19 protein-coding genes are annotated in these 22018 nt (G+C 65.9%); 8 read left to right on the top strand and 11 right to left on the bottom strand.

Annotated elements, in window-relative coordinates; all coding sequences use genetic code 11:
• Positions 1-22: 22 nt before the first annotated feature.
• From gabT to PSTAB_RS03140, 8 genes are all read right to left on the bottom strand, one after another.
• A complete protein-coding gene (gabT, locus tag PSTAB_RS03175; protein WP_013981690.1) occupies positions 23-1303 on the bottom strand; it encodes a 4-aminobutyrate--2-oxoglutarate transaminase in 1281 nt (426 codons plus the stop codon).
• Between the two features lie 157 nt (positions 1304-1460).
• On the bottom strand, positions 1461-2921 hold the full coding sequence (gabD, locus tag PSTAB_RS03170; RefSeq protein ID WP_041771914.1) for an NADP-dependent succinate-semialdehyde dehydrogenase: 1461 nt from the start codon (positions 2919-2921) through the stop codon (positions 1461-1463).
• An 18-nt stretch (positions 2922-2939) separates the two neighbouring features.
• Entirely contained in the window at positions 2940-3767 is an 828-nt protein-coding gene (locus tag PSTAB_RS03165; protein WP_011911951.1) for an ABC transporter permease, read from the bottom strand.
• Between the two features lie 63 nt (positions 3768-3830).
• The gene (locus PSTAB_RS03160; RefSeq protein ID WP_013981688.1) at positions 3831-5084 is read right to left on the bottom strand and encodes an ABC transporter permease; all 1254 of its coding nucleotides are present in this window, start codon (positions 5082-5084) and stop codon (positions 3831-3833) included.
• Between the two features lie 63 nt (positions 5085-5147).
• Positions 5148-6179 (bottom strand): ABC transporter substrate-binding protein, encoded by a 1032-nt coding sequence (locus tag PSTAB_RS03155; RefSeq protein ID WP_013981687.1) that lies wholly within the window; start codon positions 6177-6179, stop codon positions 5148-5150.
• A gap of 48 nt (positions 6180-6227) precedes the next feature.
• A complete protein-coding gene (locus tag PSTAB_RS03150) occupies positions 6228-7337 on the bottom strand; it encodes an ABC transporter ATP-binding protein (protein ID WP_011911948.1) in 1110 nt (369 codons plus the stop codon).
• A gap of 148 nt (positions 7338-7485) precedes the next feature.
• Positions 7486-8115, bottom strand: a complete 630-nt coding sequence (locus tag PSTAB_RS03145; protein ID WP_041771913.1) for a response regulator — start codon at positions 8113-8115, stop codon at positions 7486-7488.
• Positions 8055-10529: a PAS domain-containing sensor histidine kinase gene (locus PSTAB_RS03140; protein WP_013981685.1), complete on the bottom strand. Its 2475-nt coding sequence runs from the start codon at positions 10527-10529 to the stop codon at positions 8055-8057. Before PSTAB_RS03140 ends, PSTAB_RS03145 begins: the two co-directional genes overlap by 61 nt.
• Positions 10530-10624: 95 nt before the next feature.
• Between PSTAB_RS03140 and PSTAB_RS03135 the strand changes: the two genes are divergently transcribed.
• Positions 10625-11635 carry an alpha/beta hydrolase family protein gene (locus PSTAB_RS03135; protein WP_013981684.1) on the top strand — a complete coding sequence of 337 codons (1011 nt, stop codon included), beginning with the start codon at positions 10625-10627 and terminating at the stop codon, positions 11633-11635.
• Positions 11636-11640: 5 nt separating this feature from the next.
• Here the strand turns inward: PSTAB_RS03135 and PSTAB_RS03130 are convergent, their stop codons facing one another.
• The 3 genes from PSTAB_RS03130 to PSTAB_RS03120 are packed head-to-tail and all read right to left on the bottom strand — an operon-like array spanning position 11641 to position 14097.
• Positions 11641-12408, bottom strand: a complete 768-nt coding sequence (locus PSTAB_RS03130; RefSeq protein WP_013981683.1) for a TerB family tellurite resistance protein — start codon at positions 12406-12408, stop codon at positions 11641-11643.
• Position 12409: 1 nt separating this feature from the next.
• On the bottom strand, positions 12410-13081 hold the full coding sequence (gene murU, locus PSTAB_RS03125) for an N-acetylmuramate alpha-1-phosphate uridylyltransferase MurU (RefSeq protein WP_013981682.1): 672 nt from the start codon (positions 13079-13081) through the stop codon (positions 12410-12412).
• Positions 13078-14097 (bottom strand): aminoglycoside phosphotransferase family protein, encoded by a 1020-nt coding sequence (locus PSTAB_RS03120; RefSeq protein WP_013981681.1) that lies wholly within the window; start codon positions 14095-14097, stop codon positions 13078-13080. Before PSTAB_RS03120 ends, murU begins: the two co-directional genes overlap by 4 nt.
• A 129-nt stretch (positions 14098-14226) precedes the next feature.
• Here PSTAB_RS03120 and PSTAB_RS03115 point away from each other — a divergent pair, with 129 nt between their 5' ends.
• From PSTAB_RS03115 to glpE, 7 genes are all read left to right on the top strand, one after another.
• Positions 14227-17016 carry an LPS-assembly protein LptD gene (locus PSTAB_RS03115; protein ID WP_013981680.1) on the top strand — a complete coding sequence of 930 codons (2790 nt, stop codon included), beginning with the start codon at positions 14227-14229 and terminating at the stop codon, positions 17014-17016.
• A complete protein-coding gene (locus PSTAB_RS03110; RefSeq protein WP_013981679.1) occupies positions 16997-18304 on the top strand; it encodes a peptidylprolyl isomerase in 1308 nt (435 codons plus the stop codon). Before PSTAB_RS03115 ends, PSTAB_RS03110 begins: the two co-directional genes overlap by 20 nt.
• A gap of 109 nt (positions 18305-18413) precedes the next feature.
• Positions 18414-19403 (top strand): 4-hydroxythreonine-4-phosphate dehydrogenase PdxA, encoded by a 990-nt coding sequence (gene pdxA, locus PSTAB_RS03105; protein ID WP_013981678.1) that lies wholly within the window; start codon positions 18414-18416, stop codon positions 19401-19403.
• Between the two features lie 133 nt (positions 19404-19536).
• Positions 19537-20331, top strand: coding sequence for a 16S rRNA (adenine(1518)-N(6)/adenine(1519)-N(6))-dimethyltransferase RsmA (gene rsmA / locus PSTAB_RS03100; protein ID WP_013981677.1), 795 nt, complete (start codon positions 19537-19539; stop codon positions 20329-20331).
• Between the two features lie 33 nt (positions 20332-20364).
• Positions 20365-20748 (top strand): Co2+/Mg2+ efflux protein ApaG, encoded by a 384-nt coding sequence (apaG, locus tag PSTAB_RS03095; RefSeq protein ID WP_013981676.1) that lies wholly within the window; start codon positions 20365-20367, stop codon positions 20746-20748.
• Positions 20745-21572 (top strand): symmetrical bis(5'-nucleosyl)-tetraphosphatase, encoded by an 828-nt coding sequence (locus PSTAB_RS03090; RefSeq protein WP_013981675.1) that lies wholly within the window; start codon positions 20745-20747, stop codon positions 21570-21572. Before apaG ends, PSTAB_RS03090 begins: the two co-directional genes overlap by 4 nt.
• Entirely contained in the window at positions 21569-21898 is a 330-nt protein-coding gene (gene glpE / locus PSTAB_RS03085; RefSeq protein WP_011911935.1) for a thiosulfate sulfurtransferase GlpE, read from the top strand. The genes PSTAB_RS03090 and glpE overlap by 4 nt, the downstream gene beginning before the upstream one ends.
• Positions 21899-22018 lie beyond the last annotated feature (120 nt).

The following is a 22018-nucleotide window of genomic DNA, read 5'->3' as shown; positions in this document are numbered from 1 at the left end:
AATGCCGGCGCGCCAGGTCGGATCAGGTCAGCTCGTCGAAACACTCGCCGAGGATGGCCAGGCCGCGCTCGAGCAGCTCGTCCTCGACGGTCAGCGGCACCAGCACGCGCAGCACGTTGTAGTAGGTACCGCAGGACAGCAGGATCAAGCCCTTCTCCCGCGCCCGGGCGACGATCTGCGACGTCAGCGCCGCGGCCGGTCGCGCCAGGTCGCCATCCTCGAACAGCTCGATGGCGATCATCGCGCCGAGGCCGCGCACCTCGCCGATCTCCTTGTGCTTGGCCTGGATCGCCTTGAGGCCGGCGGTGAGCTTCTCCGCCACCGCCTTGCAGCGGTCGAGCAAATGCTCCTCCTCGAAGATTTCCATGACCGCCAGCGCCGCCGCGCAGGACAGCGGGTTGCCGGCATAGGTGCCGCCCAGCCCGCCGGGCGCGATGGCATCCATGATCTCGGCCTTGCCACAGACACCAGCAATCGGGAAACCACCACCGACGGATTTGGCGAAGGTGGTCAGGTCGGCAACCACGCCCATCTGCTCCATGGCGAAGAAGGTGCCGGTGCGTCCGGCGCCGGTCTGCACCTCGTCGGCGATCAGCAGGATGCCGTGCTCGTCGCAGAGCGCGCGCAGGCGGGCCATGAAATCCTTCGGCGCGACATTGAAGCCGCCCTCGCCCTGCACCGGTTCGACGATGATCGCGGCGATGTCGCGCGGCTCGGCGTCGTTCTTGAAGATGCGCTCGATGCTCGCGATCGAGTCATCGACGCTGACACCATGGATCGCGCAGGGATACTGCGCACGGAAGATCCCGCCGGGCATCAGGCCCATGCCGGCGGAGTACGGGGCGACCTTGCCGGTCAGACCGAGGGTCATCATGGTGCGGCCGTGAAAGGCGCCGGTGAAGGCAATCACGCCGGCACGGCCGGTGGCGGCGCGGGCGATCTTCACCGCGTTCTCCACGGCCTCGGAGCCGGTGGTGACCAGCAGAGTCTTCTTGGCGAAATCACCCGGTACCCGCGCGTTGATCTTCTCGCACAGCTCGACGTACGGCTCGTAGGCCAACACCTGGAAGCAGGTGTGGGTGAGCTTGTGCAGCTGGTCTTCCACCGCCTTGACGATCTTCGGGTGCAGGTGGCCGGTATTCAGCACGGCGATGCCGCCGGCGAAATCGATGAACTCGCGGCCCTCCACATCCACCACGCTGCTGTTCTTCGCGTGGTCGGCAAAGATCGGGTGGATCTGGCCGACGCCACGGGGAACAGCGGCGACACGGCGTTGCATCAGGGATTCGTTGGTCTTGCTCATAAGCTCCTCGGTAGCCGCTCATCGTCGGCACGGGTCGGAAAGAACGCCAGGAAGCGGGCGCGGCAGCATACGATGATCGACTGCCGCACCATCCAGAGCGTTCGGATTACAGTAAAACTCCGTGCATTATTTTGCACGCCTGATTTGAGCCGCTTGGTCAGATGCCGCCCAGGCACAGGTATTTGATTTCCACGTATTCATCCAGGCCGTACTTCGAGCCTTCACGTCCGAGGCCCGATGTCTTCATGCCACCGAACGGCGCCACCTCGGTGGAGATCACCCCGGTGTTGATGCCCACCATGCCGTACTCCAGCGCCTCGGCGACGCGGAACACGCGGCTCAGGTCGCGGGCGTAGAAATAGGCGGCAAGGCCGAATTCGGTGTCGTTGGCCTGGCGGATCACCTCGGCTTCATCGCGGAAGCGGAACAGCGGCGCCAGCGGGCCGAAGGTTTCCTCGCGCGCCACGGCCATCTCGGCAGTGACGCCGCCCACCAGCGTCGGCTCGAAGAAGTTGCCACCCAAGGCATGGGGTTTGCCACCGGCCAGCAGGGTGGCACCCTTGGCGAGGGCGTCCTGCAGATGGCGCTGAACCTTGGCCACGGCTGCGGCGTCGATCAGCGGACCGGTGGTCACGCCCTCCTCCGCTCCGTTGCCGACCTTCAGCCGCGCGACCGCCGCGGAGAATTTGTCGACGAAGGCGTCGTAGATGCCGTCCTGCACGTAGATGCGATTGGCACATACGCAGGTCTGCCCGGCGTTGCGGTACTTGGAGATCATCGCGCCCTCGACCGCCGCGTCCAGATCGGCGTCGTCGAAGACGATAAAGGGTGCGTTGCCGCCCAGCTCCAGCGAGAGCTTCTTGAGCGTCGGCGCGCACTGCTGCATCAGCTTGATGCCCACCGCCGTCGAGCCGGTGAACGAGAGCTTGCGCACCACCGGGTGTTCACAGAGCTCGGCGCCCACTTCGCGGGACGTGGCGGCATCGGCGGTGATCACGCTGAACAGCCCCGCCGGGATGCCCGCACGCTCGGCCAGTGCGGCCAGTGCCAGCGCCGAGAATGGTGTCTGCGGTGCCGGCTTGAGCACCATGGCACAGCCCGCGGCGAGGGCCGGGCCGGCCTTGCGGGTGATCATCGCGCTGGGGAAATTCCACGGCGTGATTGCCGCGGTGACACCGACCGGCTCCTTCTGCACCAGGATGCGCTTGTCGCCCGCGTGGGCCGGGATCACGTCGCCGTACAGGCGCTTGCCTTCCTCGGCGAACCATTCGAGGAAGGATGCGGCGTAGGCCACCTCACCCCGCGCCTCGGCCAGCGGCTTGCCCTGTTCGGCGGTCATGATCCGCGCCAGGTCTTCCTGATTCTCCAGCATCAGTTCGTACCAGCGCCGCAGGCGCGCAGCGCGCTCCTTCGCGGTCAGCGCGCGCCAGGCCGGCTGGGCTGCCTGCGCGGCTTCGATGGCGCGGCGGGTTTCACCGCGGCCCATGTTCGGCACGGCGCCGATCAGCTCGCCGGTGGCCGGGTTGAAGATCTCGGTGCGCGCGCCACTGTCGGCCTCGCGCCATTCACCGTTGAGATAGGCCGTTTGGCGCAACAGATCGGGTTGCCCAAGTTGCAGAGTCATGTGCGTATTCCGTCAGGCAGGTTGTTGGGTGCGCAGCTTCTCGGCGCGGCCTCGCAGCCACTCCAGGGTCAGCAGCAGGGCGATGGAGAAGCCGATCAGCAACGTCGCCGCGGCGGCGATGGTCGGGCTGAGGTTCTCGCGGATGCCGCTGAACATCTGCCGTGGCAGGGTGATCTGCTCGGGGCCGGCGAGGAACAGCGTCACCACCACTTCATCGAACGAGGTGGCGAAGGCGAACAGCGCGCCGGAAATAACCCCCGGTGCGATCAGCGGCAGGGTTACCCGGAAGAACGCGGTCAGCGGCGAGGCGCCAAGGCTGGCCGCGGCGCGCACCAGGTTGTAGTTGAAGCCCTGCAGCGTCGCCGACACCGTGATGATCACGAAGGGCACGCCGAGCACCGCGTGCACCAGGATCAGCGACAGGTAGCTGTTGCCCATGCCCAGCGGGGCGAAGAACAGGTAGCTGGCGACACCGATGATCACCACCGGCACCACCATCGGCGAGATCAGCACCGTCATCAGCAGCGCCTTGCCGCGGAACTCCGCGCGGGTCAGGCCGACCGCCGCCAGGGTGCCAAGGACCACGGCGAGCAAGGTCGCAGCCGGGGCGATGAGCAGACTGTTCTTCAGCGAGCGCATCCAGTCCGCCGAGGTGAACAGCGCCTCGTACCAGCGCAACGAGAACCCCTGCAGCGGATAGACCAGGAACGAACCGGAGTTGAACGACAGCGGCACGATGACCAGCACCGGCACGATCAGAAACAGCAGCACCAGCGCGCAGAGGATGCGCAGAGCGTAGTACCAGGCCCGCTCAACGGGCGACATGTAGGGGCTCAGCATGAACGGTTCTCCTGCCCGGCATGAAGACTCTGAAAAGGCGGCCGCGCCGCGACGTGGCCCATCTCAACCCAGCCGCAGACGGCTGGCACCGACCAGCCAGCTGTAGATGACGTACAGCAGCATGGTGGCGAGCAGCAGCAGGCCGCCCAGCGCCGTGGCCATGCCCCAGTTGATGGTGGTGTTGGTATAGAAGGCGACGAAATAGCTGACCATCTGGTCGTTCGGGCTGCCGAGCAGCGCCGGGGTGATGTAGTAGCCGATGGCGATGATGAACACCAGCAGGCTGCCGGCACCGACCCCGGCCAACGTCTGCGGGAAGTACACCCGCCAGAAGCTGGCGAACGGATGACAGCCCAGCGAGACCGCCGCACGCATGTAGCTCGGCGAGATGTTCTTCATCACGCTGTAGATCGGCAGGATCATGAACGGCAGCAGAATGTGCACCATGGCGATGTACACACCGGTGCGGTTGAACACCAGCTGCAGCGGCTCGTCAATCAGGCCCATCTTGAGCAGCGCACCGTTGATCAGCCCGCCCGACTGCAGCAGCACGATCCATGCGGCGACGCGCACCAGGATCGAGGTCCAGAACGGCAGCAGCACCAGGATCATCAGCAGGTTGCTCTGCCGCGCCGGCAGGTTGGCCAGCAGATAGGCCAGCGGATAGGCCAGCAGCAGGCAGACCACCGTGATCACCAGGCCCATCCAGAACGTGCGGGCAAAGATGTCCAGGTACACCGCCTGATCCGGCGAGACCTTGGCCAGCTCACCCAGCTCGTCGATGCGGTGATCCAGCGCCGCCAGCAGGTAATAACCGGTCACCGCACTGTCGTTACGCTGGATGATCTGCCAGAACGCCGGATCGCCCCAGCGCTCGTCGAGCGCCTCCAGCGCCTCCTGATACGACGCGGGCGTCTCGCGGAACGGCAGCGCTCGCGCGGTCTTGGTCAGCAGGCTGCGGTAGCCGGCCAGCTCCATGTTCAGCCGCTTGGACAGATCGCCCAGGGTTTGCTCGCGACGCGCCTGATAGAGGTCCTCGGCCAACGCCTGGTAGGCGGGTTCCGCCGGCAGTCCGCGACCATCCCATGCGGCCAGCGCCTCCAGCGTGCGTGGCAACGTGTTCACCACCTCCGGATTCTCGACGCTGCGCCAGAGCAGCGAGGCGATGGGAACCAGGAAGGTCAGCAGCACGAACAGCAGCAGCGGCAGGATCAGCGCCTGCGACTTGAGCTTGTTCACCCGTTCGGCCCGTGCCAGTCGCTGTTTCAGATTGGGCTCGGCGATCTGGTTCGCCGGCAGGGATATTGCTGTGGCCATGAAGACTCCGCGATTCGTTCCGATGGCTGGGACCGGCCCCGCCAGTGCGGCGGGGCTCCAGGGTCAGCGTGCTGCCCAGGCGTTGAAACGCTGTTCAAGCTGTTCGCCGTAGTCGGCCCAGAAGGTCACGTCCATCGCCACCTGGTCGGCGATGTTTTCCGGCGCGGTGGGCATCTGCGCCAGGCGTTTTTCATCCAGCAACGACACGGCCTGGGTGTTCGCCGGGCCATAGGCGATGTTCTCGGCATAGGCCTTCTGCTGCTGCGGCTCGACGGTGAAGGCGATGAACTTGCGTGCCTGCTCCTGACTCTTGGCACCCTTGGGGATGGCCCAGGAATCGAAGTCGTAGATGCCGCCGTTCCAGACGATCTGCAGGTTGCTCTCGTTCTGCACGGCAGCGATGCGGCCGTTGTAGGCGCTGCTCATCACCACGTCGCCGGAGGCGAGGAACTGCGGCGGCTGCGCGCCGGCTTCCCACCACTGGATATGCGGTTTGAGCTGATCGAGCTTCCTGAAGGCGCGGTTCTGGCCGTCCTTGGTGGCCAGCACCTGATAGACCTCCTTGGCCGGCACACCATCGGCCATCAGCGCAAATTCCAGGGTGTACTTGGCACCCTTGCGCAGGCCGCGCTTGCCGGGGAATTTCTCGGTATCCCAGAAATCCGCCCAGCCGGACGGCGCGTTCTTGAGCTTGTCGGCGTTATAGGCGAGTACCGTCGACCAGACGAAGAAGCCCACGCCGCAGGGCTGTATCGCACCCTTGACGAAATCGCCCGGATTGCCGACGAAGCCCGGATCAAGCTCCTCGAACAGCCCCTCGTCACAACCGCGCGCCAGCTCCGGCGACTCCACCTCCACCAGGTTCCACGACACACTGTTGGTGTCGACCATCGCCTTGACCTTGGCCATTTCGCCGTTGTATTCGCCGGCGACGATGCGGCCGTGACCGGCGGCTTCCCACGGCTGATAGAAGGCCTTCACCTGGGCCTGCTTGTTGGCGCCGCCGAAGCTCACCGCAGTGAGGTTCTCGGCAGCCGCTTGCCCGGCACAGACGAGCCCGAGCGCCAGCGCGGACAGTTTCAGGTAGTTGCTCATGACAGTTCGCTCCTTGATGCAGTTGTTTGGGGTTGCTGCGGGCTTGGCTCAGGCCGCCTGCAGCGGGTCGAGCGCGCGGACGTGCTCGACGTGCCAGCCGATCGGCACCACGTCGCCCACGCGCAGGGCTTGGTCGAACTCGGCGATCGGCTGCTTGACGAAGAAATCGCTGACGCCGCAGACCTCGAGACGGATGCGGATGTGGTCGCCCAGGTAGATGAACTCGGCAACGCGCCCGGTGAAGCGGTTCGGGCAGCTGGCACTGGCACCGTTGAGCAGCACCCGCTCCGGACGGATCGACAGGCTGACCGGCGACCCCGTCGCACCGACATTGACCGCCAGCGCCTCGACGGTTTCGCCGCGGCCGAGCTTGACCGTGCAGCTCTCGCCACGCCGCTCCAGCAGGTGCGCCGGCAGCCGGTTGTTTTCGCCGAGAAAGTTGGCGACGAAGGTGTTCAACGGCTTTTCGTACAGGGTGCGCGGGTCTTCGATCTGCTGGATCTGGCCCTGATGGAACACCGCCACCCGATCGGACATGGTCAGCGCCTCACCCTGGTCGTGGGTGACGTACACCACGGTGACGCCGAGGCGCTCGTGCAGGTGCTTGATCTCCATCTGCATCTGCTCGCGCAGCTGCTTGTCCAGCGCGCCCAGCGGTTCGTCCATCAGCACTAGCTGCGGCTCGAACACCAGCGCGCGGGCGAGCGCCACGCGCTGCTGCTGGCCACCGGAAAGCTGCGCCGGATAGCGGTTGCGAAAGCCCTCCAGCTGGACCATCGCCAGCGCGCGCTTGACCCGCTCCTTGATGTCCGGCTTGGCCATGCCGCGCACGCTGAGCGGAAACGCCAGGTTTTCCGACACGGTCATGTGCGGGAACAGCGCGTAGTTCTGAAACACCATGCCCATGTCGCGCTTGTGCGGCGGCACGTTGTTGATCGCCCGGCCATTGAGGAGAATCTCCCCCGCGGTGGGCGTCTCGAAACCGGCCAGCATCATCAGGCTGGTGGTCTTGCCCGAGCCGGACGGCCCGAGCAGGGTGAGGAATTCGCCGCGGCGGATGTCCAGGTTCAGATCCCTGACGATCAGCGACTCGCCGTCATAACTCTTCTGGACGCCGCGAAAGCTCACCAGGATATCGTTCGTCGTTGACTCGACCATGCTGCTGCACCTGCCTAACCGTTGAACCGTGGCCACAGCGTAGAAGCGCAGCGGCGGCGGAAAAATCGGTGCAGCGGAGCGATTGCCCTAGGCGTGCAGGAGAGTCGCGTGTAGGGAACGCCCTACAGACGGGTCGGCGGGCGGGAGCTCAGACCAGCTTGTGTTCCATGGCATAGCGCACCAGGTCGGCCACGGAATGCGCGGCCAGCTTCTGCATCAGGCGGGCCTTGTGGGTGCTGATGGTCTTGCTGCTCAGGGCCAGCTTGCCGGCGATGTCGTTTACCGAATCGCCCTGCACCAGGCGTTCGAACACCGAGTACTCGCGCTCGGAAAGCAATGCATGGGGCGGCCGCGAATCGGTCAGACCGACCTCGAAGACCATGCGGTCGGCCAGTGCCGGGTCGATGTAGCGCCCGCCACCGGCCACCTTGCGCAAGGCAGTCAACAGCAGCGCCGGCTCGCTGTCGTTGGTCGCGTAGCCGGCGGCACCTATCTTCAGTGCCCGCGCCGCCATCTGCGCTTCGTCGTGCATCGACAGCACCAGCACCGCCGGCGGCTGGCTCAGCGCGCGAATCCGTGGGATCGCCTCGAGGCCGTTGACGCCGGGCATGGAAAGGTCCAGCAGCACCACGTCGCAGCTGACCTGGCGCAGCTGGTCGAGCAACTGCTGGCCGTTGGCGGCCTCGCCGACCACCTGCATGTCGCGCGCCATACCGATCAACTGTTTGATGCCCTCACGGACGATGGTGTGATCCTCGGCGACCATGACCCTGACCATGACGGCAGTGCTCCAGTGCTTGCAGGTGAAGGAAGTGGCAGGGGGTCCAGCGGGACCCGTGCCGTGATGGTAGTGCCCTCGCCGGGCTGGCTGTCGATGCAGAGCTGGCCGCCGAGCATCTGGATGCGCTCGCGCATGCCCACCAGGCCGAACGAGCTGCCCGCGCTGCGCGCCGCGTCGGCGAAGCCACAGCCGTCATCGCTGACGCGCAGGCAGAGCATGTCGCCCTCGAGCTGCAGCTGCACGCTGACCGTTTGTGCGCGGGCATGGCGCATCACGTTGGTCAACGACTCCTGAAGGATGCGGAACAGGCCGATGGCCTTGGCATTGCCCAGCGCGGGCGGGCACTCGGGCACCTCGACCAGGCAGGCCACGCCGCTGCGTTCCTCGAAGCGCCGCGCCTGCCACTCCACCGCCGAAGCGATGCCGGCATCGAGGATCGGCGGGCGTAGCGCCGTGGCCACGTCGCGCACCCGCTGGAACAGCTGGGCGATCAGCCGCTTCATGCTGTCCAGCCGCTGCGCCAGCGCCGGATCGAGCTCGGCGAAGCCCAGCTCGCACATCGAGGTCTCGAGCTTCAGCACGGTCAGCACCTGGCCCAGCTCGTCATGCACCTCGCGCGCGATGTGCGCCTTCTCCTCCTCGCGCACCGTCTCCAGGTGCGCGGCCAGCTGGCGCAATTGCGCGCGCGAGGCATCCAGCTCCAGCTCGATGCGCTTGTTCTCGGTGATGTCCCAGACGATACCGTCCCACACCTGGCGGCCATCCGGCTGGCCGCGCACGGAAGCGCGGATATCGGCCCAGCGCACGTCGCCATCGCGATTGAGAATGCGCCCCTGCCAGCGCCAGTCCTGGCTTTTCTCCAGCGCCAGCTGCTGGCTGGCCCAGTAGCCGGCCTCGTCATCGGCATGCACCAGGCTGCGGATGCCCTGCCCCGGCTGCAACAGGCGCTCGGCGGAGTAGCCCACTAGGCGCTGGCTGGCTTCGCTGATATAGGCGACCCGTACCGGCGCCTGCGGCCCGTCGCGCTCCAGGCGAAACACCAAGCCCGGCACGTTGCCCGCCATGGCCTTCAGGCGCGCTTCGCTCTCCTGCAGCTGGGCGCTGGCGCGGCGGCGCTCGGTGATGTCGGCGAGAAAGACCACCAGGTATTCGCGGCTGCCGAAGCGCAGGAAGCTGTAGGTGACCGCCGCCGGAAAGCGCTGGCCGTCGGCGCGCTGCCACTCGCATTCGTGCACCTGGCGGTCGTCTTCGCCCGTGCGCGCGGCCCGCCAACGCGCCAGCCAGGCATCCATGCCCAGCGCCGGGTCGAAGGTTTCCAGCGGCAGGTCGAGCAAGCCACCGGACGAATGCCCGAGCAGCAGTTCGGCGGCCTGATTGGCGTAGCGCACTCGGCTGTCCCAGTTGAGCCAGAGGATGCCGACAGTGCTGTGATCGAGACAGAACTGCGTCAGCCGCTGCGCTTCCTCGGCCGCCTCGCGCAGCGCGATGTCGCGGCGTGCGGTCTTCAGCCGACTTTCCAGCAGGCCATGCTGACGTCGCTGCCAGGCCAGCATCAGCAGACAGGCCAGCAGCAGTACGCCCAGCAGCAAGGCCAGGCTTCGCCAGTACCCGACCTCGCGTCCGAGGTCGATGCTGCGAGGCTTGAGCCACTGTTCCTGCAGCTGGCCGAACTCCCGAGCCGGGAACTGCCGCAGCGCGGCGTCGAGCACCGCGGCGAGCTCGGGGCTGTCGCGCCGCGAAGCGATCCGCAGCAGCTGCGGGTTGCCCAGGTCGCCGACCACTGCCAGGGCGTCGTATTCGAGCTGTTGCGACAGACGAGCGAACAGCGGCTCGTCGACGACCGCGTAGCTGGCCTTGCCCTCCAGTACCTGGCGCAAGGCATCGGCCTGGCTCGCCGCGGTGAGCACGGTGATATTGGGGTAGTTGCTGGCAAGGAACTCGCTGACCGGCCCCGGCCCCGCCGCGGCAACCAGCTCGCTGGGATGCAGGTATTCCAAGTCGACGGCGCGTGGACCAGCGCGATCACCGACGATCAGCCGCGGGATGCGCAGGAAAGGATCGCTGTAGCGCCACAGGCGCAACCCGGCCGGCGTCTGGCGCAGCCCGGGTGCCACGTCGATCCTGCCTTCCAGCGCCGCCTCCTGCAGCGCCGCCTCGTCGTTGAAGCGGCGCCATTGCAGCCGCACGCCGAGTTCGGCGGCAAGCTGTTCCATCAGCTGCACATGGAATCCGGACAGGCGCCGCTGACGCTGGTCATATTCGGCATACGGCGCGCCCATCACCACGCCCACCCGCCATTCGGCATGCTGTTCGAGCCAGGCACGACTGGCGGCATCCAGCGACACGGCGCCAGCGGCAAATGGCGTGGCCAGGCTGAGCAGAAGAAAGAGGCGCAGGGATAGAGCGAACATATATTCACGCGATTGATGGGCGTGCCGACACGCTGTTGTAATGCATAACCCCTGCCGGCGCCAGCGTGGTGCCGGCCGCTATCCGGAGACAGCCCATGTGCCGCCTGCCCGCTATCGTGCTCCTGCTCAGCGTTGCGCTCGGTGGCAGCCTGCCGTCTGTTGCTCAGGCCCAGGAGCCGGAAGCCGCCGAGCAGACGCAGGCGGATGAGCCAGCCTCCCGCCCGCGTCCGGCCCCGCAGACCCGCGGCGAGGCATTGGCTGCCGGGCTGCAGCGGCAGCTCGAGACGGCGGCGCAGATCGAACTGGGCGGCGACGACAGGTTTCTTGCCCTCTGGCAGCCAGCCAATACCGCCAAGCCCCGCGGCGTGGTGGTCATCGTGCCGGGCGAAGGCGAGACGGCCGACTGGCCGCGGGCGGTCGGCCCGCTTAGACGGGGCCTGGCGGCACATGGCTGGCATACCCTCAGCCTGACGCCCGACGATCCGGAGCTGAGTCCCGGCCCGCGCCTGCCGCCACCCGAGCCATCGGCTGCGGCCGATAAGCCCACCGGGGACAGCGACAGCGAGACCGAACAGCCTGCTGCGCCGCCCGATTCGGCTGGCTATCTACCCGAACAGACAGCCCCGGCGGACAGTGACGAGCCTGACGCGACTGCAGCCGAGCAGGATGCGCCGCGGCCCAGCCACGCCGAGCGCATGCAGGCGCGACTGGCGGCCGCCATCGAAAATGCCCGGACCTTGCAGGCACCGACGATCACCCTGCTCGGCCATGGTACGGGAGCTTACTGGGCTGCCCGCTATCTCGCGCAGACACCGTCGAAGGAGATCGCCCAGCTGGTCCTGATCGATCCGCGCGCGCCGGCGGTCGCCGAGAAAGCCTTGGATGATGATCTGGCGAAGCTGGCGGTCGGCATCGGCGACTTCCACACTGGCGACCGCCCGGTTGCCCAGCGGCAGGCCATGCAGCGACGCAACGCCATGCGCCGCGCCGGACATCCGGATTATCGACAGGTCGCCCTGCCGAACCTGGGTGGCGGTCGCGACGCCGATCAGGAGCAGCTGGTGCGCCGGGTGCGCGGCTGGCTCGCGCGCAAGCCAGTGCGCTGACCGGCTCAGCGAAAACCGCGGCGCTCGCGGATCAGCGCATAGGCGCTGTGCAGCTCGCGGGTGCGCTCGGTCGCTTCGCGAACTTGCGCCGGGCTCGCTCCCGCGCCAGCCTGCTTGTCCGGGTGATGCTTGCTCAGCAGGCGGCGATAGGCCCGTTTGATCAGCTGCGGGTCGCTATCTTGGCGCACACCCAGTAGCTGCAAGGCCTGCTCGTAGGCTCCGCCGCGCCCGGCCGGCGCCTCGTTGCGCCGCGCCGCGCCCTGATCGAGCGCCGCCACTTCGGCAGCATTCCAACCCAGCCACTTGCCCCAGAGCAGCACCAGTTCATGCTCACGTGCGCCCATGCTTCCCTGGGCTCGGGCCATGCGCCAGCAGGCCTGGATCAGGCGCCGCCCCTCCTCACGCTGCCCACGTAGCCGCTGCAGGGTCACGCGCAAGCCATCGCCGCTGGCCTTGCCGCGATTGAACGCGGCGATGGCCCGCTGCTGCCCCGACGCATCGAGGCCCTGGCGGCGCATCTCCTCGCGTGCCGCCTGGATATGCGCAGGACTGACCCGCCCGCCACTTTTGGCCAGGCGCCCGAGTAGAAAGAACAGCAGCTCATTGCCCTTCAGCGCCGACTTGCCAGCCAGGCGCTCACGCAAGCTGGCCCATGAATCGAGCCCCAGACGGCGATCCAGCACCTGGCCCAGCAGACCGCCGAGCAGGGCACCGGGAATGCTGGCGAGCAACCAGCCGATCAACAGCCCCAGCAGGGTAATGGGCCAGAACATCTCAGCGCCGCGCCTCGAGTATCCGTTCGACTTCCGCCAGCCGTTCGTGGGTACCGACGTCAATCCAGATGCCTGCGAAACGCTCGCCGCTCACCTGCTGGTCGGCCATGGCACGCCGCAACAGGGGTGCGAGCTTGAAGGCACCGGCCTGACAGCCTTCGAACAAGGCCGGATGCAGCACCGAGATGCCGCTGTAGGTCAGCGCGTCGCCCTCCCCTTCGGCTGTCGCGACACGCTCGGCGGCCAGGCGGAAATCGCCGCCGGGGTTGTGCGGCGGATTGTCGACCAGCACCAGGTGGGCCAGCCCATCGAGCGGTTTGCGTAGCCGGGTAAAATCGTAGTCGGTCCAGATATCGCCGTTGACCACCAGGAAGGGCTCATCGCCGAGCAGGCCCAGGGCCCGGTGGATTCCGCCGCCAGTCTCCAGCGGCTCGCCTTCGGCCGAATAGCGGATCGCCACGCCGAAACGGCTGCCATCGCCGAGATAGTCCTCGATCTGCTGGCCGAGCCAGGCATGGTTGATCACCAGCTCGTCGAAGCCGGCGGTCGCCAGGGCACGAACGTGATACTCGATCAGCGGCACGCCGGCGGCGCGCACCAGCGGCTTGGGCGTGTGCAGGGTCAAGGGGCGCAGGCGCTCGCCCTTGCCCGCGGCGAGGATCATGGCCTTCATGCCTGCGGCGCCTTTGGCAGCTCGGCGATCAGCTGCCGCAACTCGCCCAGCTCCGGCCGCCGCGCCAGCACGGCCTCGATATAGGCGAAGAAACGCGGCACATCGGCGAGATAACGGGGCTTGCCGTCGCGATGGCAGATTCGCGCGAAGATGCCGATCACCTTGAGGTGACGTTGCACCCCCATCAGATCGCTGGCGCGCAGGAATTCCTCGAACGACTCGGGCAGCGCCACGCCCGCCGCACGGGCACGGCCCCAATAGACCTCCAGCCACGCCCGTACCTGCGGCTCGGGCCAGCTGAGGAAGGCGTCCTTGAACAGCGAGGTGATGTCGTAGCTGACCGGGCCGAGCACCGCGTCCTGAAAGTCCAGGACGCCAGGATTGGGCTCACTGATCATCAGGTTGCGCGGCATGTAGTCGCGATGCACCAGAACCCGTGGTTGCGCCAGGGCCGAGTCGATCAGCAGCCGGCAGATGCGCTCCCACGCGCCCTGCTGCGCTTCGCTGAACGCATGGCCCAGGTGGCGCTGCACGTACCATTCGGGAAACAGCTGCAGTTCGCGCCGCAGCAAGGCCTCGTCATAGGCCGGCATCGCCTGCGCGACCGGCTGCAGCTGGAACTTGAGCAGCGCCTCGATGGCATCATCGAACAGCTGATCGGCGTTACCCGCGTCGATCACGTCCAGATAGGTCTGACGTCCGAGGTCGGTCAGCAGCAGAAAGCCGCGCTGCAGGTCAGCAGCCAGCACCTGCGGTACATGCACACCGGCTTCGTCCAGCATCTGCGCCACCTTGACGAAGGGACGGCAGTCTTCCTGGGGTGGCGGCGCGTCCATCACGATCAGGCTGCGCTCGCCGCCTTGCCAGCGGAAGTAACGACGAAAACTGGCATCGCTGCTCGCCGCGGTGAGCTCCGCGGTCGGTACTTCGCCCCAGCCGCAACGGGCGAAGAGTTCCGGTAGTTGCTGGTCCAGCCAGGCGCTGAGGTCCAGCAGACGTTGATCTTGATGCGGCATCCAGGGGGTCTCCACGGCGCTAGCCGATAGGCGGGTCATGCTTTATTATCCTGCATCTTTCTCAGCCCATCGAGAGGCGTGCGGCCCAGCCGGCCGATGGCTCGCCGCAAGCACGGACCAAAAAACAAGATGGCAGTCAAATACCCCGCGTTTCGTAAAAAATTCCCTCTATTGGTTACTGGCGGTCTGCTCGCATTGCAACCGGTAGCTGTTCCTTTTGTTTTCGCCGCCGAACAGTTCGCCTGCCAGCCGGACGCATCCGGGGGCTGGAACTGCGCCTCCAACGCGGCCAGCCCCGCTCTGCCTCCGCGCCCGGCCCATAGCGGCAGCGCCGTGAGCACTGCGGCCACCGCCAAGCCAGGCACTGCCCAGGCGCAGCAGCCGACAGCCACGACCAAACTGGTCACCGAGAGCAAGGGCCGCGCGCTGGCCTCACGCAGTGCCGACTACAGCCATCTGGACTGGGTGCCCCGCGATCAGCTGACACCCGCTCAGCTCGCCGAAACCGGCCCGTACTGCGCAGGCACCTATGTCGAGCCTGACCGTCCCGGCAAATTCGACACCACGCCGATGAGCGAAGCGCCGACCTACGTGTCGGCCAAGGCCACACGCTACGAGCAGGAGCAGGAAATCGCCACCCTCGCTGGCGATGTGGTTCTGCGCCAGGGCAGCATCCAGGTCGAGGCGGATGAAGCCAGCCTGCACCAGCTGGAAAATCGCGGCGAGCTGACCGGCAACGTCCGTCTCCGCGACCGCGACGCACTGCTGGTAGGCGATCGCGCCGAAATCTTCCTCGACAGCGGCGAAGCCAAGGTGGAGAACGCCGAATATGTCGTGCACTCCGGCAAGGTCCGCGGCAGCGCGCAGTACGCCAAGCGCGAAGAGACCGCGATCATCCGCCTCAAGGATGGCACCTACACCAGCTGCGAGCCGGGCGAAAATACCTGGCACCTGAAAGGCAACAACGTCACGCTGAACCCGGCCACCGGCTTCGGTTCGGCAACCAACGTCACGCTGCGGGTCAAGGATATTCCGGTGTTCTACACACCTTATATCCACTTCCCCATCGATGACCGTCGCCAGTCGGGCTTCCTCGCACCGAGCATCGGTTCGTCCAGCGACAACGGCTTCTCCGTGCAGACCCCGTACTACTTCAACCTGGCGCCGAACTTCGACGCCACGCTGTATCCGCACCTGATGACCGATCGCGGCCTGCTGATGGAAGGCGAATTCCGCTACCTGACGCGCAGCAGCGAGGGCCAGTTCGGCGCCGCATACCTGGATGACAGCAACGACGACCGCAAACTGCAGTCCGAGTACGAGGACCAGCGCTGGATGTACAGCTGGCAGAACCGTACCGGCCTGGATTCGCGCTGGCTCGCCGAGGTGGACTACACCGATATCAGCGATCCCTACTACTTCCAGGATCTGGATACCAACCTCAACATCAACCAGCCCGATCATCTCGATCAGCGCGGCACGCTCACGTACCGCGGCAACACCTACACCGCGCGCCTGAACATGCATGCCTACGAGCGCGCCACGGTAACCGACATCACGCCTTACGAGCGCCTGCCACAGCTGACCCTGGACGGGCGCCTGCCTTTCCAGCCGGGCGGCCTGAACTTCGCTTACAAGACCGAGTTCGTCAGCTTCCAGCGCAGCCTGCGCAGCGGCAACTTCATCAATGAAGATGGCAATCCGGAGCAGTGGTATGACGATCGGCTGAGCGGCCTGAACCGCGCCGAAGGCGAACGCGTGCACCTAGAGCCCGGTGTCAGTTTGCCGCTGAACTGGGCATGGGGATTCATTACCCCATCGCTGAAGTACGCTTACACCCAATATGATCTGGATTTGGACGCTCGCGGGCGTGATCCGGCATTCGGCGGCGTCACCGACTTCAAACGCTCACCTGATCGAAGCGTACCGATCCTTAGTGTCGACAGCGGTCTGTATTTCGACCGAGACACCCAGTGGTTCGGCCAGAACTATCGCCAGACCCTCGAGCCGCGCCTGTTCTATCTCTATGTGCCGAAGGAAGATCAGGACGATATTCCGGTTTTCGATACCGGTGAAAGCAGCTTCAGCTATTCCTCGCTATGGCGCGAGAACCGCTTCTCCGGTAATGATCGGATTGGAGATGCCAATCAGGTTTCGCTCGGCGTCACCAGCCGCTGGGTCGAGCCCAACGGTTTTGAGCGCCAGCGCTTCAGCATCGGTCAGAGCTATTACTTCCGGGACCGCGAAGTCCAGTTGCCTGGCATGACCGTTGCGGACCGCGCCGATGCCAGGGCAGACGTGTCGCCCTACGCACTGGAGTATATGTATCGCTACAACCGCGACTGGCGGTTCACCTCAACCTTCAATTGGGATCCGGATGCTGGCCAAACACGTTCGGGCAGCGCCATGTGGCATTACCAGCCGGAAGATAACCCAGGCAAGATCGTCAACCTCGGCTATCGCTACCGCAACGACACAGTACGTTTCGACCAGGCGACCGGCGAATGGAGATATGGCGGGGATTATGGCAACGAAGTGCTTGAGAACGGCGATCCGAATCCGGAGTACATCAAGGACTACTACAAGATCAACCAGCACGACTTCTCGGTCATCTGGCCGGTGGTCCCGCAATGGAGCGTCATCGCCCGTTGGCAGCATGACTACAGCCGCAGCCGCACCCTGGAAGCCTTCGGTGGCTTCGAGTACGACAGTTGCTGCTGGAAGCTGCGCCTGATCAATCGCTACTGGATCGACTACGACGAGACCAGCCTCAACCCCGACCGCAACGACGAGCCGGACCGCGGCATCTTCCTGCAGATCGTCCTCAAGGGACTCGGCGGCGTAGTCGGCAATGCGACCGAAACTTTCCTCGACGAAGGCATCCAAGGCTACCGTGAACGTGAAGACCAAGCTTTCTGAAGTACTGCGCCCGCTCGCGCTCGGCGCACTGCTGCTGAGCGGTGCGACCCTCGCGCCTGCGGCCCTCGCCCAGGTTCAACCACTGGATCGCGTGGTGGCGATCGTCGATAACGACGTCATCATGCAGAGCCAGTTGAATCAGCGCATGCGCGAGGTCCAGCAGACCATCGAGAAGCGCGGCGCCGATGCGCCGCCGACCGACGTGCTGCAACAACAGGTGCTCGAGCGCCTGATCACCGAGAATTTGCAGCTGCAGATCGGTGAGCGCTCCGGCATCCGCATCTCCGACGAAGAACTCAACCAGGCCATGGGCACCATCGCCCAGCGCAACAACATGTCGCTGGAGCAGTTCCGCGAGGCGCTGGCCCGTGACGGCCTGAGCCTGGAAACCGCCCGCGAGCAGATCCGCCGCGAGATGGTCATCAGCCGTGTGCGTCAGCGCCGCGTCGCCGAGCGTATCCAGGTGTCCAACCAGGAGGTGCAGAACTTCCTCGCGTCGGATCTCGGCAAGCTGCAGCTGTCCGAGGAGTACCACCTGGCCAATATCCTCATCGCCGTGCCGGAAGGTGCCGACTCGGCCACCATCCAGGCTGCCGAGCGCACGGCCATGGACACCTATCAACAGCTACAGCAGGGCGCGGACTTCGCCCGCCTGGCCGTGTCCCGCTCGGGCAGCGAGAACGCGCTGGAAGGTGGCGACATGGGTTGGCGCAAGGCCGCCCAGCTGCCGCCACCGTTCGACACAGAAGTACGCGAGCTGTCGGTCGGCGAAGTGACCCAGCCGGTGCGTACGCCGCCGGGCTTCGTCATGCTCAAGCTGCTGGACAAGCGTGGTGGCGAGACGCAGGTGCGCGACGAAGTGCATGTGCGTCACATCCTGATCAAGCCCAGCGCGATCCGCAGCGACGAAGAAGCCCGACTGCTGGTGCAGCGTCTGCGTGACCGCATCAATGCCGGCGAAGATTTCGCTCAGCTGGCCAGGAGCTTATCCGAGGACCCGGGTTCGGCTCTCAACGGTGGCGACCTGAACTGGATCGATCCGGCCTCGCTGGTGCCCGAGTTCCGTGAAGTCATGGCCAACACCCCCAGTGGCGAGCTGTCCCAGGTATTCAAGTCGCCCTATGGTTGGCACATCCTCGAGGTGCTCGGCCGCCGCGCCACCGATGCCAGCGAGCAGTTCCGCGAGCAACAGGCGCTGAGCCTGCTGCGCAACCGCAAGTACGATGAAGAGCTGCAGGCCTGGCTGCGCCAGATCCGTGACGAGGCCTACGTCGAGGTCAAGCTCTAAGCTGCACGCTGTAACTACACGCAACAGCAATGCGGGGTGATGGCCGAAGGGTCGCCACCCCGTTTTCATTTCCGGCGGATCACCGCCCGATGCCTAGCGGAGAATCTCGATGCCCACGTCCCGCCCCTTCGTTCTGACGCCCGGCGAACCGGCCGGCATCGGCCCGGATCTGTGCCTGTTGCTGGCACGCCAGGCGCAACCGCGGCCATTGGTGGCCATCGCCAGCCGCGCGCTGCTGGCCCAGCGCGCCGAACAGCTGGGGCTGAGCATCGAACTACGCGATGCCGGACCGCAGGACTGGCCCGGCGAGCCCGCGCCAGCCAACTGTCTGTACGTCTGGGACACACCGCTCGCCACAGCGGTGACGGCAGGCCAGCTCGACCCGCGCAACGCTCACTATGTACTGGAGACGTTGACCCGCGCCGGGCGCGGCTGCCTGGACGGCAGTTTCGCCGGCATGATTACCGCCCCGGTGCACAAGGGCGTGATCAACGAAGCCGGCATTCCCTTCTCGGGACACACCGAATTTCTCGCCGAGCTGACCCACACCGAACAGGTGGTGATGATGCTCGCCACGCGCGGCCTGCGTGTGGCGCTGGTGACCACCCACCTGCCGCTCAGGGATGTCGCCGATGCGATCACCGCCGAGCGTCTGCAGCGGGTCACGCGCGTCCTGCACGCGGACCTGGTGAGCAAGTTCGGCATCGCCCGCCCGCGCATTCTGGTCTGTGGCCTGAATCCCCATGCCGGGGAAGGCGGCCACCTGGGGCGCGAGGAAATCGAAGTCATCGAGCCGACGCTGGCGGGTCTGCGCGAGGAGGGCATCGAGCTGATCGGCCCACTGCCCGCCGACACGTTGTTCACCCCCAAGCACCTCGAACACTGCGATGCAGTGCTGGCGATGTATCACGATCAGGGCCTGCCGGTGCTCAAGTACAAGGGCTTCGGCGCAGCGGTCAACGTCACCCTCGGCCTGCCGATCGTACGCACCTCGGTGGACCACGGCACCGCCCTGGACCTGGCCGGGACCGGCCGCGTCGACATCGGCAGCCTGCAGGTCGCGCTGGAAACGGCCTACCAGATGTCGGGCGTCGCTTAGGAAGCCGGTCCACCCCGGCATCCGTCTCGCAATGGGTGCCGGCCCGGCGACTCAGCTGGTAAGCTTCGCTCCTTTCATTTTTCGCTTTACGCTCTTGCTTGACGCTTGCGGCTTGAAGCCTGGAGCTGCCTTCATGTCCGACTACCAACACCGCGCGCGCAAACGCTTCGGCCAGAACTTCCTGCACGACGCCGGCGTGATCCACCGCATTCTGCGGGCGATCCACGCTAAGCCGGGTGAGCGACTGGTGGAGATCGGTCCCGGGCAGGGTGCCCTCACCGAAGGGCTGCTCGACAGCGGCGCCCAGCTGGATGTCGTCGAGCTCGACCTGGACCTGATCCCCATCCTTCAGGCCAAGTTCGCCGGGCGCGAGAACTTCAACCTGAACCAGGGCGACGCCCTGAAGTTCGACTTCAGCCGGCTCAGCCAGGAGCCGGCCAGCCTGCGCATCGTCGGCAACCTGCCCTACAACATCTCGACCCCGCTGATCTTCCACCTGCTCGAACACGCACAGCTGATCCGTGACATGCACTTCATGCTGCAGAAGGAAGTGGTCGAGCGGCTGGCCGCGCAACCTGGCGGCGGTGATTGGGGGCGGCTGTCGATCATGGTGCAGTATCACTGCCGGGTGGAGCATCTGTTCAACGTCGGCCCGGGTGCCTTCAACCCGGCACCGAAGGTCGATTCGGCGATCGTTCGCCTGGTGCCGCACGAGACGCTGCCTCATCCGGCGCGCGATCACCGCCAGCTCGAGCGCGTCGTTCGCGAGGCGTTCAATCAACGGCGCAAGACCCTGCGCAACACCCTCAAGGGCCTGCTGGATGCCGAAGCCATCGAGGCAGCGGGCGTAGATGGCAGTCTGCGCCCCGAACAGCTGGACCTGGCGGCCTTCGTCCGCCTTTCCGATCAACTGACCGAGCGCAGCTAGCGCATCCGCCCTGGCGCCTCCCGCGAGCTGACCATGACCGAAGACCCACGCTACCGCATCGACGTCAGCGTCACGCCCCGCTATCTGGCCGCGCAATCCGAGCCGGAACAAAACCGCTATGCCTTTGCCTACACCGTAACCATCGAGAACAAAGGCGAGGTGGCGGCGCAGCTGCTGTCGCGACACTGGATCATCACCGACGGCGACGGCCACGTGCAGGAAGTGCGTGGCGCCGGCGTCATCGGCGAACAACCGTTGATCGCACCGGGCGAGCACCACGTCTACACCAGCGGAACGTTGCTGCCGACCTGTGTCGGCAGCATGCAGGGCAGCTATCAGATGGTGGCCGAGGACGGTCACAGCTTCGATGCCGTCATCGCACCGTTCCGCCTTGCCGTACCCGGAGCATTGCATTGACGACCTATGCCGTCGGCGACCTGCAGGGTTGCCTCGAACCCCTGACCTGCCTTCTGGAGCGGGTCGACTTCAGCCCCTCGCGGGATTGTCTGTGGCTGGCCGGTGATCTGGTCAACCGCGGCCCGCAGTCGCTGGAAGCCCTGCGTTTCGTGCGCGACCTCGAATCCTCCGCGATCACCGTGCTGGGCAACCACGACCTGCACCTGCTGGCGGTGGCCCATAACATCGAGCGCATGCGCAAGTCCGACACCCTGCAGGCGATCCTCGACGCTCCGGATCGCACCGACCTGATCGACTGGTTGCGCCAGCAGAAACTCATTCACCATGACGCCGAGCGGCATACCGCCATGGTGCACGCCGGCATCCCGCCGCAGTGGTCGCTGGAAAAGGCCCTGCGCCGCGCCGCCGAGGTTGAGCAGGCGCTGCAGGACGACGCATTGCTGCTGCCCTTCCTCGACGGCATGTATGGCAACCAGCCGGCGAAGTGGAACAAGGAGCTGCACGGAGTGCCGCGCCTGCGCCTGATCACGAACTACTTCACCCGCATGCGCTTCTGCAAGGCCGACGGCACGCTCGACCTGGACGCCAAGGAAGGTGCCGACAGCGCGCCAGCCGGCTACGCGCCCTGGTTCAGTCACGCCAGCCGCAAGACCCGCAACGTCAAGCTGATCTTCGGCCACTGGGCCGCACTGGAAGGCCAGTGCGACGAGCCGAACGTCTTCGCGCTGGACACCGGCTGCGTCTGGGGCAACGCCATGACCCTGATGAACCTCGACAGCGGCGAAATGCATCGCTGCGAATGCGAACACGGGAAACCCGCATGACCGACTTCAAACGCATCCCGCCGGAACAGGCCCACGCCATGCGCAATGCAGGCGCGGTCATCGTCGATATCCGCGACCCGCACAGCTTCGCCAACGGCCATATCAGCGGCTCGCGGCACCTGGACAACCATTCGCTGCCGGACTTCATCGCTGCGGCCGACCTCGACCATCCGCTGATCGTTACCTGCTATCACGGCCACTCCAGCCAGAGCGCCGCAGCCTATCTGGTCAACCAGGGCTTCTCCGAGGTCTACAGCCTCGACGGTGGCTTCGAGCTCTGGCGCCATACCTACCCCAGCGACGTCGAGCACGACGAACAACAGTAAAAAATTATTTCGCCTCAACGCCGCGTCATCCGCGGCCCAGACGCTGTTGTCAGCCGAACGGCAGCGCCGAAAACCCCTCGCGCACCTTGACCTTGCCGAATCCGAACTATCCTTGAGTTC

It is taken from the genome of Stutzerimonas stutzeri (assembly GCF_000219605.1).
Lineage (GTDB): Bacteria > Pseudomonadota > Gammaproteobacteria > Pseudomonadales > Pseudomonadaceae > Stutzerimonas > Stutzerimonas stutzeri.
The sequence above is the reverse complement of the archived record's forward strand: the minus strand, read 5'-3'. Positions and strand labels throughout refer to the sequence as shown.

What these genes read in the sequence shown, in the direction of transcription:
- gabT (WP_013981690.1), bottom strand. Translation starts at nt 1,303, where the DNA reads ATGAGCAAGACCAACGAATCCCTGATGCAACGCCGTGTCGCCGCTGTT.
- PSTAB_RS03165 (WP_011911951.1), bottom strand. Translation starts at nt 3,767, where the DNA reads ATGCTGAGCCCCTACATGTCGCCCGTTGAGCGGGCCTGGTACTACGCT.
- PSTAB_RS03160 (WP_013981688.1), bottom strand. Translation starts at nt 5,084, where the DNA reads ATGGCCACAGCAATATCCCTGCCGGCGAACCAGATCGCCGAGCCCAAT.
- PSTAB_RS03155 (WP_013981687.1), bottom strand. Translation starts at nt 6,179, where the DNA reads ATGAGCAACTACCTGAAACTGTCCGCGCTGGCGCTCGGGCTCGTCTGT.
- PSTAB_RS03150 (WP_011911948.1), bottom strand. Translation starts at nt 7,337, where the DNA reads ATGGTCGAGTCAACGACGAACGATATCCTGGTGAGCTTTCGCGGCGTC.
- PSTAB_RS03145 (WP_041771913.1), bottom strand. Translation starts at nt 8,115, where the DNA reads ATGGTCAGGGTCATGGTCGCCGAGGATCACACCATCGTCCGTGAGGGC.
- PSTAB_RS03140 (WP_013981685.1), bottom strand. Translation starts at nt 10,529, where the DNA reads ATGTTCGCTCTATCCCTGCGCCTCTTTCTTCTGCTCAGCCTGGCCACG.
- PSTAB_RS03135 (WP_013981684.1), top strand. Translation starts at nt 10,625, where the DNA reads ATGTGCCGCCTGCCCGCTATCGTGCTCCTGCTCAGCGTTGCGCTCGGT.
- PSTAB_RS03130 (WP_013981683.1), bottom strand. Translation starts at nt 12,408, where the DNA reads ATGTTCTGGCCCATTACCCTGCTGGGGCTGTTGATCGGCTGGTTGCTC.
- murU (WP_013981682.1), bottom strand. Translation starts at nt 13,081, where the DNA reads ATGAAGGCCATGATCCTCGCCGCGGGCAAGGGCGAGCGCCTGCGCCCC.
- PSTAB_RS03120 (WP_013981681.1), bottom strand. Translation starts at nt 14,097, where the DNA reads ATGCCGCATCAAGATCAACGTCTGCTGGACCTCAGCGCCTGGCTGGAC.
- PSTAB_RS03115 (WP_013981680.1), top strand. Translation starts at nt 14,227, where the DNA reads ATGGCAGTCAAATACCCCGCGTTTCGTAAAAAATTCCCTCTATTGGTT.
- pdxA (WP_013981678.1), top strand. Translation starts at nt 18,414, where the DNA reads ATGCCCACGTCCCGCCCCTTCGTTCTGACGCCCGGCGAACCGGCCGGC.
- rsmA (WP_013981677.1), top strand. Translation starts at nt 19,537, where the DNA reads ATGTCCGACTACCAACACCGCGCGCGCAAACGCTTCGGCCAGAACTTC.
- apaG (WP_013981676.1), top strand. Translation starts at nt 20,365, where the DNA reads ATGACCGAAGACCCACGCTACCGCATCGACGTCAGCGTCACGCCCCGC.
- glpE (WP_011911935.1), top strand. Translation starts at nt 21,569, where the DNA reads ATGACCGACTTCAAACGCATCCCGCCGGAACAGGCCCACGCCATGCGC.